At 71.9% G+C, this 12991-nt stretch carries 15 protein-coding genes; 6 read left to right on the plus strand and 9 right to left on the minus strand.

Annotated elements, in window-relative coordinates; all coding sequences use genetic code 11:
- Positions 1–8 precede the first annotated feature (8 nt).
- On the plus strand, positions 9–875 hold the full coding sequence (locus tag CW362_RS33460) for an acyl-CoA thioesterase (RefSeq protein WP_103553366.1): 867 nt from the start codon (positions 9–11) through the stop codon (positions 873–875).
- Here the strand turns inward: CW362_RS33460 and CW362_RS33465 are convergent.
- From CW362_RS33465 to CW362_RS33495, 7 genes are all read right to left on the minus strand, one after another.
- Positions 862–1869 (minus strand): DUF6397 family protein, encoded by a 1008-nt coding sequence (locus tag CW362_RS33465; protein ID WP_103553367.1) that lies wholly within the window; start codon positions 1867–1869, stop codon positions 862–864. The genes CW362_RS33460 and CW362_RS33465 overlap by 14 nt on opposite strands.
- Before the next feature lie 127 nt (positions 1870–1996).
- Positions 1997–2410 (minus strand): roadblock/LC7 domain-containing protein, encoded by a 414-nt coding sequence (locus tag CW362_RS33470; RefSeq protein WP_103553368.1) that lies wholly within the window; start codon positions 2408–2410, stop codon positions 1997–1999.
- A 197-nt stretch (positions 2411–2607) separates the two neighbouring features.
- Positions 2608–3213 carry a GTP-binding protein gene (locus CW362_RS33475; RefSeq protein ID WP_103553369.1) on the minus strand — a complete coding sequence of 202 codons (606 nt, stop codon included), beginning with the start codon at positions 3211–3213 and terminating at the stop codon, positions 2608–2610.
- 193 nt (positions 3214–3406) lie between these two features.
- Positions 3407–3820 carry a DUF742 domain-containing protein gene (locus tag CW362_RS33480; RefSeq protein ID WP_103553370.1) on the minus strand — a complete coding sequence of 138 codons (414 nt, stop codon included), beginning with the start codon at positions 3818–3820 and terminating at the stop codon, positions 3407–3409.
- Positions 3821–3839: 19 nt separating this feature from the next.
- The gene (locus tag CW362_RS33485) at positions 3840–4277 is read right to left on the minus strand and encodes a roadblock/LC7 domain-containing protein (RefSeq protein ID WP_103553371.1); all 438 of its coding nucleotides are present in this window, start codon (positions 4275–4277) and stop codon (positions 3840–3842) included.
- On the minus strand, positions 4274–6823 hold the full coding sequence (locus CW362_RS33490) for a sensor histidine kinase (protein WP_103553372.1): 2550 nt from the start codon (positions 6821–6823) through the stop codon (positions 4274–4276). Before CW362_RS33490 ends, CW362_RS33485 begins: the two co-directional genes overlap by 4 nt.
- 54 nt (positions 6824–6877) lie before the next feature.
- Positions 6878–7651 (minus strand): MHYT domain-containing protein, encoded by a 774-nt coding sequence (locus CW362_RS33495; protein WP_103553373.1) that lies wholly within the window; start codon positions 7649–7651, stop codon positions 6878–6880.
- Positions 7652–7794: 143 nt separating this feature from the next.
- On the opposite strand from CW362_RS33495, the gene CW362_RS33500 reads away from it, so the two are divergent.
- The gene (locus CW362_RS33500) at positions 7795–8403 is read left to right on the plus strand and encodes a class I SAM-dependent methyltransferase (RefSeq protein WP_206301131.1); all 609 of its coding nucleotides are present in this window, start codon (positions 7795–7797) and stop codon (positions 8401–8403) included.
- Positions 8404–8430: 27 nt separating this feature from the next.
- Here the strand turns inward: CW362_RS33500 and CW362_RS33505 are convergent, their stop codons facing one another.
- On the minus strand, positions 8431–9189 hold the full coding sequence (locus CW362_RS33505; protein WP_103553374.1) for an alpha/beta fold hydrolase: 759 nt from the start codon (positions 9187–9189) through the stop codon (positions 8431–8433).
- Positions 9190–9297: 108 nt separating this feature from the next.
- Between CW362_RS33505 and CW362_RS33510 the strand changes: the two genes are divergently transcribed.
- The 3 genes from CW362_RS33510 to CW362_RS33520 all read left to right on the plus strand — a co-directional run bounded on the left by CW362_RS33510 (position 9298) and on the right by CW362_RS33520 (position 11259).
- Positions 9298–9831, plus strand: a complete 534-nt coding sequence (locus tag CW362_RS33510) for a PadR family transcriptional regulator (RefSeq protein ID WP_103553375.1) — start codon at positions 9298–9300, stop codon at positions 9829–9831.
- 110 nt (positions 9832–9941) lie between these two features.
- Positions 9942–10259: a hypothetical protein gene (locus CW362_RS33515; RefSeq protein WP_103553376.1), complete on the plus strand. Its 318-nt coding sequence runs from the start codon at positions 9942–9944 to the stop codon at positions 10257–10259.
- Between the two features lie 133 nt (positions 10260–10392).
- Positions 10393–11259, plus strand: a complete 867-nt coding sequence (locus CW362_RS33520) for a hypothetical protein (RefSeq protein WP_103553377.1) — start codon at positions 10393–10395, stop codon at positions 11257–11259.
- 124 nt (positions 11260–11383) lie between these two features.
- Here CW362_RS33520 and CW362_RS33525 read toward each other — a convergent pair whose 3' ends face one another.
- The gene (locus tag CW362_RS33525; protein ID WP_103553378.1) at positions 11384–11566 is read right to left on the minus strand and encodes a hypothetical protein; all 183 of its coding nucleotides are present in this window, start codon (positions 11564–11566) and stop codon (positions 11384–11386) included.
- 331 nt (positions 11567–11897) lie between these two features.
- Here CW362_RS33525 and CW362_RS33530 point away from each other — a divergent pair.
- On the plus strand, positions 11898–12991 hold a 1094-nt coding region (locus CW362_RS33530), incomplete at its 3' end, for an esterase-like activity of phytase family protein (RefSeq protein ID WP_103553379.1).

Consider the following 12991-nt stretch of genomic DNA (forward strand, 5'->3'; position numbering starts at 1 on the left):
TCCCACCGATGACGAACCCGGCCGAGAGGCTCGTCGATCTGCTCGACCTGGAGCAGATCGAGGTCAACATCTTCCGCGGGCGCAGCCCGGAGGAGTCGCTGCAGCGGGTCTTCGGCGGCCAGGTGGCGGGCCAGGCGCTGGTCGCCGCGGGCCGCACCACCGAGGGCGACCGGCCGGTGCACTCGTTGCACGCGTACTTCCTGCGTCCGGGCCGGCCGGGCGTCCCGATCGTGTACCAGGTCGAGCGGGTGCGGGACGGGCGGTCGTTCACCACGCGCCGGGTCACCGCGGTGCAGCAGGGCCGCACGATCTTCAATCTGACCGCCTCCTTTCACAAGCCCGAGGAAGGGAGCTTCGAGCACCAGCTGCCGCCGGCCCGCGAGGTGCCGTCCCCCGAGTCCCTGCCGACGGTGACGCAGGAGATCAAGGAGCATCTGGGCGCTCTGCCCGAAGCGCTGGAGCGCATGGCGCGGCGTCAGCCGTTCGACATCCGCTATGTGGACCGGCTGCGCTGGACGCCCGAGGAGACCAAGGACGCCGAGCCACGCAGCGCCGTGTGGATGCGCGCCGTCGGACCGCTGGGCGACGATCCGCTCGTGCACACCTGCGCTCTCACCTACGCGAGCGACATGACTCTCCTGGACGCGGTCCGCATCCCGGTGGAACCTCTGTGGGGACCGCGCGGCTTCGACATGGCCTCGCTGGACCACGCCATGTGGTTCCACCGGCCGTTCCGCGCGGACGAGTGGTTCCTGTACGACCAGGAGTCTCCGATCGCGACCGGCGGCCGGGGTCTGGCCCGCGGGCGCATCTACGACCTCGAAGGACGCCTGCTCGTCTCGGTCGTTCAGGAGGGGTTGTTCAGGGCGCTGTAGGCGGACGCGCGTCCGGGCTCCTTCGGCGCAGCCATGTGAGCAGCCTCCGTGGCCGCGCGGACTCCGGGGAGGTGAGCAGACCGCCCGCGGCGGGGAGGCGTTCCCGCGCGGCGCGCGGAGGGCCGCCCGGTGACGGCCGGACCACTGATGGCGGAGCCCCCGTCGGTCGGCCGGCCGACGGCACGGGCGCCGGAGCCGGAACGGCCGGGATGTCCGGTGCCGGGCGGGGCGCGGGGTGATCCTCCCTGGCTTCCAGAACGCTCTGCCCCAGGTCCGCCCTGAGCCAGCCGATCTCGTCCGGGTCGTCCGCCGTCGTGATGCGTTCGACGATCAGGGCTCCGGGCGAGTCCGGCGCGGCCTGTGAAACAGGCGCGGGCCGAAGGCGGTTGAGGTGGGAGCGCTCGTAGGGATCCTTGACGATCTCGGCCACCTGGACGGGGTCGAGCAGGGACGCCACCACCGCGGCACGGGCCCAGGGATCCTCGGTCCGCCTCAGCAGGAACCCCATGTGGCGGCCACGCCAGTTGCGGGGACGAAGGTCCAGGCCTTCGCCCAGCTGGTCCCGGAGACTTTCGGGTGTCCGGCCGCTCAGCAGCGGTGCGTTCTGCTCGTCGGCCGCGAACTGCCTTAGTTCCTCGGCGAGGTAGAGCCAGACGACGACCCGATAGCGGTTCAGATAAAATTTGACCGGCACCACCAGCCCCAGGCGGGCGAGGCGGGTGAACCGAGTGGTCGTGACGCCCATGAGAGCGGCGCCCTCCGTGGTGCCGACGGCCTTCACCCGTGCACGCAGCGTCTCCGGGAAGCCGGCTTCCGTCCGCACCCGGTCGATCTCCTCGCGGGTGATCCGGCGTCCCCCGCCCCCCTCGTCGGGGACCGAGCGCACCCACCCGAGGTGCAGGGCCAGATCGAACTCGCCTCGCCCGAGCTCCAGTTCCCGCGCGGCCCGGCTGAGCGAGAAGGTGGCGGACTGCGTGACGGTGGTCCCGGACATGACGGTCTCCCCTGTGATGTGGAGGGTTCGCGCCGGTGTGCGCTCGCCCAGGGAAAAACCGTATCCGGCTTGTCGGACATCGTGGCGGGCCTGTGGAAAACCCCAGCCGCCACGGCGTATCAGCAGGTCAGAACTCTGAAGCCGGCTTACCTTCCGGCTGACGCGCGTCCACGCGAAGGTGTTCGCCCACGCGGTTCACCAGCAACGTCATCTCGTAGGCGACCTGGCCGATGTCCGCTTCCGCCCCGCTGAGCACGGACAGGCAGCTGCCCGTGCCGGCCGCGGTGACGAAGAGCACCGCGTCGTCGAACTCGACCATCGTCTGCCGTACCTGCCCGGCGCCGAAATGGCGGCCGGAGCCCTTGGCCAGGCTGTGCAGTCCCGACGACACCGCGGCGAGATGTTCCGCGTCCTCGCGCCGCAGTCCCGTGCTCGCGCCCGTCACCAGCCCGTCGTTGGACAGCACCAGCGCGTGCCGAACGTGCTCGACGCGGCCGGTGAGGTCGTCCAGCAGCCAGCCGAGTCCCGTGTTCTGCTCCATGATCCGGTCTCCCCGTGTGCCGTTCCCCCTGGCCGGAGGATTCGACCAGCAAGCCTTCCCCACAGCCGCCGTCCGGGCAAGGCGGACGGGAGGCATGGCAGAGAAGATGGCCGACGAGCGGGCGCACTCCGGGAAAGCCGTGCGACGGCTCCGTGGCGCCGGAAGACCGGAAGAGCCGACGCGGATGGCAGGCGGCCTCAGCCGACGGATTCGAGCAGCCGGGCAGTGTACACCCTCCCCGCGTATTCGACGAGCCGGATCAGCACTTCCTTCCCGGAGTCGCGGTCACGGGCGTCACAGAGGACGACCGGCGTCCCGCCGTCGAGGTCGAGGGCGCGAGAGACGTCCCGGGCCTCATAAGCGCGAGCGTCCGGAAAGCGGTTGACGGCCACCACGAAGGGGATCCGACGGTGCTCGAAGTAGTCCACCGCCGGGAAGCAGTCCTCGAGCCGTCGGGTGTCGGCGAGGACGACGGCGCCCAGAGCTCCCGTCGACAACTCGTCCCACAGGAACCAGAAGCGGTCCTGGCCGGGTGTTCCGAAGAGATAGAGCGAGAGGCCGGATCGGATGGTGATGCGCCCGAAGTCCATGGCCACTGTCGTGGTGATCTTCTGGCCCACGCCGCCGGTGTCGTCGACCGACTGCCCGGCCTCGCTCAGCAGTTCCTCGGTACGCAGCGGCCGGATCTCGCTGACCGCGCCCACCAGGGTGGTCTTCCCCACCCCGAACCCGCCGGCGACCAGTATCTTCAGCGCCAGGGCGGTCGGGTCGCCACCCGTGGCGTCGGAGTTCTCGAAGACCATCGATCACTTCTCTCGGGAGTGCCGGCGACTGCCGGCATCGGTGCGTCGGTGCGGGTGCGCGAAGCCAGCATCATGACAACCAGGTCCGCGTCGGGCGCGGTTGGACCGCACATCGCCCCTTGCGGGCGGAACGCGCCCGTTCCGTGCTCAGGAGTGAGCGTGAAAGGCCGTGGCTCCGACCGGTACGGATCGCCTAGAGCGCCCTCAGCCCCTCGATCACCTCGCGGAGGATTCGCTCGTCGGGCAGGTGCGCGGGCGGTACCGGGCGGCTGACGGTGACACGGCCGCGTTCCAGGAGGTCGCCCAGGAGCACCCTGACCACACCCACAGGAAGACCGGTGCCCGCGGCCAGCTCGGCGACCGACAGGGTCTCCGCACGGCACAGTTCGATCAGGGTCCGGTGCTCCGGGCCGAGCGAGGTGTCCTCGTCGGCTCCCGCCACCGCCCTGTCCAACATGACCAGGGCGATCAGGTCCAAGTGCGTCCCGGCCGGACCGGCTCTGGTGCGGCCGCCCGTCACGGCGTAGGGGCGGACGAGCGGTCCCGCCTCCTGGTCGTACCACTGGCTGCCCGGCCGTGGCGGGGTGCCCGGTGTGTCCTCGGTCATCGGTGCGGGCCGTCCTCGGTCATCCTGCCGCGGGCGACTGTGCGGTACCCCGGGGCGGGGCATGGAGATGCTCGCCGACCCGCTTGACCAGAAGCGCCATCTCGTACGCCACGAGCCCGATGTCGGCGGTGACGGCGGTCAGGACGGCAAGGCACGAACCGTTCCCCGCCGCCGCCACGAACAGGAAGCCCTCGTCCATCTCCACCATCGTCTGGCGCACCCCGCCCGCACCGAAATGGCGTCCCGCTCCCTTGGCCAGACTGTGGAATCCGGAGGCGACGGCCGCGAGGTGTTCGGCGTCCTCGCGCCGCAGACCGGTGGACGCGCCCACCGCCAGTCCGTCGTTCGACAGGACCACGGCGTGCCGTACTTCGGTCACGCGCAGCACCATGTCGTCCAACAGCCAGTCGAGTTCGCCGGACCTCCGGCCGCTGTCCGTGCTCGGGTCCTGGATCATGAGGGATCTCCTTCGCTGCTGTCGCTGCCCTTTTCGGGGCCGGGAGTTGCGCCGGTACCGGGTGACCGGCCGCCGCCGCGTGCCCAGCCGGCCCGGTACGCGGCCATGCGCGCCCGCACGAGTTCGGGTGTGCGCTCGTCCTCCGCCGGGGGTGCCGGGAGTTCCGCCGGCTCCTCGGCGTGCTGTTCCCGCAGTTGGGGGGCGAGGTTCGCCTGGCGGACCCGACGCGGAAGCCCGTCGGAGCCCGCGGTGTCCTCCTGGGGACGGTGCGGGCGGAGCGGCGTGGCCCCCGAAGGCGCGGTATCCTCCGGACCGTTCACCGGGGGTGGTGTCCTCCGCGATCCGTTCGTCCGTTCCCCGGAAGCCCTCGGCCGCGGTGGGACCAGTGCGGGCCGCTCCTCGACGGCCAGGACGGCGTCGGGCTCGACGGTCACCGGCACGCGCGTGTACTCCCTTTCCAGCGGCGCGTCCGCGTCGGCCTCGCGAAGGGAACGTTCCTCCGGGCCGTCGTGCAGCAGTGCCGTGGGCAGCAGCACGACCGCGGTCGTCCCCCCGTAGGGCGACGGCTGCAGGCGCACCTTGACGCCGTGCCGGGCCGAGAGTCTGCTGACCACGAAGAGGCCCAGCCGGTCGCTGTCGTACAGATCGAGCGCCGCGGACCGCTCGATGCGCAGGTTGGCCTCGGCGATCCTTTCCTTTCCCATGCCCAGTCCCCGGTCCTCGACCTCGATCGCGTAGCCGTTCGCGACCGGTTCACCGGTGATCCGCACCTTGGTGTGCGGGGGCGAGAACTGGGCGGCGTTCTCGACGAGTTCCGCCAGGAGATGGGTGATGTCGGCGACCGCTCCGCCGGCCACGGCCGTCTCGGGGAGTCGCCGTACCTCCACGCGCGCGTAGTCCTCGATCTCGGAGACCGCCGCCCGGACCACGTTCGTGAGCGGGACGGGACTCCGCCACGCCCGTCCGGGCGCGGCTCCGGAAAGAATGATGAGGCTCTCCGCGTGACGCCGCATCCGCGTGGTGAGGTGGTCGAGCCGGAACAGGTCGCTCAGCTCGTCCGGATCCTCGGACCTGCGCTCCATGGCGTCCAGCAGATTCAGCTGGCGGTGCACGAGTACCTGGCTGCGCCGGGCGAGGTTGACGAAGACCCCGGAAATCCCGTCGGCCAGCTCCGCGCGCTCGACCGCTGCGTGCAGGGCTGCTCTGTGCACGGTGTTCAGCGCCTGGGCGACCTGCCCGGTCTCGTCCTCCGAGGGCAGTCCCCGCGGGGCCTCGTCGTCCACGTCGACCGTCTCGCCGGCGCGCAGTCTGCGCATGGCCTCGGGGAGTTTTCGGCGGGCGACGTCCAGGGCTCCGTCGCGCAGTCCCACGAGTTCGACGACGAGGTCGCGTCCGATGCGTACGGAGATCATCAGCGAGGCGACGACGGCGGCGAGGCCGAGGAGGACCGCGGCACCGGCCGGGGTGAGCAGGGCCCGCCCGAGCGGGCCGGTCGCGTCCGGGGCATCACGGCCCGCGTCGGCCTCGACCGTCCGCATTCCGTCGCTCACCCGCTCGTGAGCGATGCTCCAGACGGCTTCCGGCGCGGCGTCGAGGGCTTTGGCTCCGGGACGCGAGAGAAGCACCTTGTCCTCGACGGCGCGCACGTCGTCGTACGCGCTCCCTTCCACGAGGTCGTTCCACGCGGTTCGTCCGGGCCCGCCGAGGTCCGGTGCCGCGGCGTCCGTCAGGGCGCGGCGGGTGTTCACGGCTCCCGTGAACAGGCGTAGCCGCTCACCGTCGAGGGTCCCGGCGAGCCGGGCCCCGCCGAGCACGGCGTCCTCCCGGGCGAGCGCCTCCCCCGCCCGGGAGAACTCGAGCAGGACGCGTGCGTCGGAGCGCATGCCCGCGCCGGAGACACCGGTGAGCGCTCCGTCGACACCGAACGCCGTGGAGATGGTCCTGGTGTACTCCTCGTACGCCTCGCCCCATCCCGTCCTGCGGTCCAGCAGACCGGTGCGCAGCGACCGCAGTCGCTCCGCGTCGGCGACGAAGGCGGCGAGGCGGCCGGCGACCCCGGCGGGCAGGTCCGCGCCGTCGGCGACGGTGTGGTGGTCTCCGAGTCGGAGCTTCGCCACGGCACGGTCGGTGAGTCGTGAGAGGTCCTTGAGGTCGCCCGGTGACACGGTGGCGGGACGGGTCGCGTAGCGGACGGCTTCCGCCCGTTCGGCCTGGAGTGCTGCGACCGCGGCGTCGACGGGGGCACGGACCGTCGAGTCCACGCGCTGCGACTGCCGCAGCCGCGCGACGTCCTGCGCCGTGCTCACGGTGGCGTGGGCCCACAGCGCGAGCAAGGAGACGATGGGCACCATCAGCAGGCTGACGATCTTGGCCCGGACGGTACGGGGCCGGACGCGCCACCGTCCCGTGTGCGCTCCCGGAGAAGGTCCGGTGAGGAGGTCTCCGACGTCCGCGCTCTCGTCGGCCGGCGGACCCGCGTGCGCGCGACGGCCGCGCGGCGGGAGCGACGGCTGGGCGCCGGCTGTGGTCCTGCGGGGTGTACGCATGGCCTCCTCGATCGGGAGAGGTTCGGGGCGTGCCGTCCGGGCCGCACGGCGGCGTCAGCGGGCGACGCCCCCGGCCGGCCGCCGGACCGGGACGGACGCTTCGGTTCGGCCGGGCATCGGGGACAGTGCGACGAACGCCGCCGTCAGGAAGAGGTAGGACCCGAGACCGACGGCGAGGGGGAAGATGAACTGCATCGCCGTGGCGCCGGACAGCGCGTCGCCCGAGGGGCTGACCCTCACGCTCACGGCCGCCATTCCGGTGTAGTGCATGCTGCTCACCGCGCCGCCCATGACGAGCGAGGCGACGGCGACCGCCGCGGGGGACCTGATGGAGAGCGCGGCCCACAGGGCGGCGGTCGCCGCGATCACTCCGATCACGACGGAGAGGGTGACGAGTGCCGGATCGTAGTGCACTCGGCCGTGCAGTCGCAGCGCCGCCATGCCCAGGTAGTGCATGCTCACGATGCCGAACCCGGCGGTGAGCCCGCCGAGGACGAGCGCGCGGCGCCGGTCACGGCCGTAGGCGACGGCGAAGAGACCCGCGCCGACGACGGCCATGGCGACCAGCAGGCTGAAGATCGTCCAGGGTACGTCGTAGCGGATCTCCGTGCCGGTGACGCCGAAGCCCAGCATCGCCACGAAGTGCATCGTCCAGATGCCCGTGCCGATCGCGGAGGCCGCCGTGAGCAGCCAGTTGCGGCGCGACCGTCCGGTGGCGTCGAGTGCGCGGACCGTGCAGCGCAGCCCCAGTGCGGAGCCCGTGCAGGCCATCGCGTACGAGAGTACGGGGGTCAGCCAGCCGAAGGCGGCGTGGTCCAGGTGTCCCATGGCCCCGGGACGCTAGTGCGCACCGGGGCGCACGACGGGGGCGCGTTTCGAAAGCTGTTGCAAAGTGACGGAGAGGTGCGCCCGAGCGATCGCGTCAGGCTCGAACGTGTGCACCGCGCCGTCCTTCGTGTCGGTGAGAGATCATGCGGCACATGAGCGACGACCACACACACGTCCAGGAGTTCTTCGGCGCGCGCGCCGCCGGCTGGGACGGCCGTTTCCCCGACGACGGGCCCGCGTACACGGCCGCCGTGGCGCACATGCGACTGCGCGCGGGCGACCGCGTACTGGACGCCGGTTGTGGCACCGGGCGCGCCCTGCCTCCGCTGCGAGCGGCAGTCGGCGGCACCGGCGTGGTCGTCGGAGCCGATCTGACCCCGGCCATGCTGGAGGCCGCGGTCCGGGCCGGACGGGGCGGCGAAGGACAGCTGCTGCTGACCGATGTCACCGCGCTGCCGCTGCGCACGGAGTCACTGGACGCGGTGTTCGCGGCCGGGCTCGTCGCGCACCTGCCGAACCCGGCCGAGAATCTGAGGGAGTTGGCCCGGGTGGTGCGGCCCGGCGGCACGCTGGCCCTCTTCCACCCGATCGGCCGGGCGGCGCTCGCGGCCCGCCAGGGCCGGCAGCTCACTCCGGACGACCTGCGCGCCGAGCACAACCTGGGCCCCCTGCTGGCCGCTTCGGGCTGGGACATGAACTCGTACGCGGACGAGGACGCCCGCTTCCTCGCGCTGGCCGTACGCCGGGGATGACCGTCGGCCGGATCCGGCGGCCGGCCGTCAGGCCGTTCCCGCGACGGCCGCCGCGAACGCGTCGGCGTTGTCGAACATGATGTTGTGTCCGGCTCCCGGCACTGTCACGACACGCACCCCTGCCGCCTCCAGGGCTTCGGCGCCCGGCAGTTCGCCGCTGAGTTCGCCCTGGAGGTAGACGCGCTCCACCGTCAGCCCGACGAGCATCTGGCGCATCGTCGGGGTGGTGCCCTGGACGAGCCCCGTCGCCGAGCGGTGCAGGGCGCGCGGATCGGCCAGACGCATGGTCGCGGCCCAGGGGTGGCCGACCTTTTCGAGCACGCGCGCGTGACCGCCGTTCTCGACGTAGTCGTCCTCCCCGTAGGAGGCGATGCCGCTGCTGCCCGCCGTGATCGCGGGGTGCGGATCGAGGTTGGCCTCCACGAGGACGAGCCGGGAGACGAGTTCGGGGCGGCGGTGGGCGAGCACGACGGCGACGGAGCCGCCCATGCTGTGCGCGACCAGTTCCGCCCCGACGACGTGGGCCGCGTCCAGGGCGGCCGCCAGAGCCGTGGCGTGGTCCTCCAGGGTGTAGCCGAAGCCGACGGGCCGGTCGCTGATGCCGTGGCCGGGCAGGTCGACGAACAGGGTGCGTCGGCCCGCCAGTTCGGGCCGGGCCGCGATGTGGGCGTTGTAGACCGTCGAGGCCGACCCCAGACCGTGCACGTACACGCGCGCGGGTCCACCGCCCGCCGCCTCCGTCCAGCGGATCATGCTTCCCCTGCCGTCGAACTCGGCCTGCCGCATACCGCTCTCCCCTGCCGCCGTTCCTTCGTTCCCCACAGCACAGGACAATACATCGGTTTCGAGGTATAAGCGAAGCGATGTACAGCGTCGGTGCGCCAGAATGTGGACATGCTGGAACTGGCCATCCTCGGATTTCTGCACGACGCCCCTCTGCACGGTTACGAGCTGCGCAAGCGCATCACCGCGCTGACGGGGCACGTGAAGCCGGTGGCGGAGAGCACGCTGTACCCCGCGATCAAGCGGCTGGAGAACGCGCGGCTGCTGGAACGGGCCACACAGCCCGGCTCCGTGGCCGCCCCTCGCCATGTCCTGACACTCACGGAAGAGGGCGGGCGCGAGCTGCGCCGCAGGCTCGCGCAGCCGCCACAGCGGGACATCACGGACGAGAACCGCTGGTTCACGGTGCTCGCCTTCCTCCGGCACCTGCCGGACCCCGGGGCGCAGGCCGCCGTGCTGCGCCGCAGACTGGCCTTCCTGGAGGAGCCCGCGAGCTTCTTCTACGACGGCGACCGGCCGCTGCGGGCCGAGGAGCTGGACGACCCCTTCCGGCGCGGCATCCTCACCGTCGCGCGGGCCACGAGCCAGGCCGAACTGACCTGGCTGCGGACCACTCTCGACTCGCTCGACGCGGCCGGCCGCTGAGACGGGGGGTTCCGCTTCACCGGGCCGCCCCTCTTCTGTCCCCGCGACTCCATCTCTACGTTGAGTAGCAGCAACCGCACGATCAGCGATCACGAGGGGATGGTGACCGGATGTCCGGCATATTCGGCAGGCTCCGTTCGATCGGGCGCAGGACCGCGGCCGAACAGCCCGGGAACCCCTCGCGGGAGACGGCCCGGAAGGAGAGAAAGCGCACATACAACCTGTTCGAGGCGGCCGCGGTGTACGTGGCCGCGTGCGCGGAGGACGATCAGGAACAGATCGACGAGGCAGCCGCCTGGGTGTCGCCGGAAGCGCTGTCGTTCGGGGTGAACGAGCTGGCCTGCCGGGCCGTTGTCGCTCTCGCCCGGGAACGCGACGAGTCACCGCAGGCGGTCGCCCGCACCCTGCTCGGACTGCCCGCGGCCTGACCGGGTGGACCCGCGAGGGCGTTTCGCCCCTGTCCAGCCTGGTAGCTGCAGCTCCGCACGGGTTTAGGGCCCGTGACAAGTGCCTTCCGGTCGCTTAGGGTGCGCCGACAGATGAAGCGATCGGGAGGCTGGAATGGCCGGGACGGACGAAGACGCCGTCGCCACCGGGGACGAGGACGCGCTGTACGTGCTGACGGCGGTACTGCTGACGCCGGCGAAGTTCCCCAGCGTGCTCGGTGACGACTACCCGGAGGCCTGCGCGACGCTCGACCTGGCGCCCCTCGCGGAGGGGTACGGGCTGGTGCTCGGCCAGGACGGGGAAGGCGCGCGCTGGACCGTCGTCATCGACGACGTCTCCCTGGTCGCCGTCGCCATCGCGTCCTGGGACTGCGGGATGGAACACGAGCTGTCGCCGGACGAGCGGACGGTCGTCGCCGCGCTGCCCGGCTGGCCTCTCGATGTGGCCGTCTCGACCCCAGGGGTGCCGGCTCCGCACGATCCGTCGGCCGAGCTCACCGACCGGCCTCCGCTCAGCCCGCCGGACACCACCACCTGGGGACCGGCCCAGCGGCGCCTCGGCGCGGACGAGATCGCGCTCCAGTGGGCGGTGTGGCGCGAGCAGATCGACGACAGCGGGTTCGCGCCCTCCGAGGGTGCCGAGGACGCCTCCGGCGACGCTCAGGACTCCCGGGGCGAGGACGAGAAGGAGGGCGGGGACGAGAAGGCCGTGAACCGTGCCGGCATCCGCCGGGTTCTCGCCGAGGCCCGCTCGTACGTGGACGCGCCGCCCCCGCTGGGCCGTGTCCGCTCGTCCTTCGCCACGGGCGACGCCCGTACCCTGCGCGCCGACGGTCCCGGCTGGTCGCTCGTCGCCAGGACCGACGACATCGCGTTCATCCTGCTCGACGAGGAGCCCGGCGAGGTCCTGCCCGTCGGTCGCGGGCCGGAGCTGCCCGGCCTCCTGGAGGCCCTGGACAAGATGGCGGTGCGCCCCAGCTGAGCGGCCGCGCCACGCGGAATCCCGGTGACGCGGCCCTTGACCGGTCCCGTGTCGGTTCCTCCGGTCACCGGTCACGGCGAGCGGAGTGGCGGACGGCGGACGGATCGCCGTCGGCCGCCACTCCTCAGCGACCGAGTTCCTTGCGGGTGACGCGGCGCAGCCTGCGCCGCTGCGAGGGGTCCAGCGCCAGATACGCGGCCGCCGGAACTCCCAGCACGATCAGGAAGGCGGCCCACCAGGGCAGCCAGATCCACAGAATCAGGCCGACCGCCACACCTCCTGCGGCGATCTTCGCGTTCTTCGACATGTGTCGCCTCCTCCGCGGCTGCTGCCGCTCTCTGTCCTGAGAACGGGTCCCCGTGCCCCACGGTTCCGGACCGCGACCCTGATACATCCCTGATGCTCGCCCCTCAGCCGACCCCGAGGAACCCCCGGCGGCCTCGCGCACCGGGCACGAGCCCCGGACGCGGAACACCGGCCCCGCGAAGCCGACGGCGACGCCCCGCCGACCGTCCTCGCCGCGGCCGCGGAAGACTCGATGACCGGTCGACGCGCGGCGTTCACCCGTACGTCGCAATCCGTTGGGCGACGGGGCCAACTCTGTGCGCTGTCAACGAACTTGTGCCTCAGGAGGCCTGATGTCCCCGCACGTCGACGGCAAGCGCCGCATCCACCGGTCCGTCACCCTGGGCGTGCCGCTCGCCGTGCTGGCCGCCTTCGCGATGGCCGGCACGGCGGACGCGACGTCCGGACCCGCGCAGCCGCGGGTGACGCACACCGCGACGCTCGGAGACATCCCCCTCGGCACGTTCAGCAACGCGCTGCTGCCCGGCACGGTGACCGACGACCGTGGTGTCGATCTCGGCGGGATCGGCAGCGACATCTACCCGGCCGGACGCAAGGGCGAGTTCTGGACGGTCACCGACCGGGGACCCAACGGCCAGATCAAGGTGGACGGCAAGAAGCGCCGTACGTTCCCGGTTCCCGGCTTCGATCCGGCGATCGTGAAGATCCGGGTGTGCGGTGACACCGTCAAGGTGATCGATTCGATCCCGATCACCACATCGTCGGGGAAGCCGGTCACCGGACTGTCCGACCAGGCGGGGCGCGACGAGGCACCGTACTCCTACGACGCGCGGACCCCCCTCGCGTACAACCCGAACGGTCTGGACACCGAGGGCATCGTGCGGGCGAAGGACGGCTCGTTCTGGCTCGTCGACGAGTACAGCCCGTCGCTGGTCCACGTCTCCGCGCGCGGGAAGGTCCTCGCGCGCTACGTGCCCAAGGGGCTCGATCTGACCGGCGCGGACTACCCGGTCGTCGAGGCGCTGCCCGCCGTCCTGCTCCACCGCAAGACCAACCGAGGTCTCGAAGGACTCGCCCAGCTCCCCGACGGCGACCTGGTGATGGCGTTGCAGAGCCCTCTCTCGCTGCCCGACGCGGACGCGGGCGACGCGTCGCGGAACACGCGACTGCTGCGCTTCTCCCCCAGGGAGCGCGCCGTGACCGCGGAGTACGCGTACCGGTTCGACCCGGTGAACGTGGTCGACCCGAGCGAGGACGACACGTCCGAGCTGAAGATCTCCTCCGTGGTGGCTGTCGGCGGCGACCGGCTGCTCGTCGAGGAGCGCACCGACAAGGCGGCCCGCCTGCAATCCGTACGGCTCACCCGGGACGCGAACATCCTTGGCGGCCCGTGGGACAGCGACACCACGTCGCCCTCGCTGGAGCA

The organism is Streptomyces populi (genome assembly GCF_002911015.1).
GTDB classification, from domain to species: Bacteria; Actinomycetota; Actinomycetes; order Streptomycetales; family Streptomycetaceae; genus Streptomyces; species Streptomyces populi.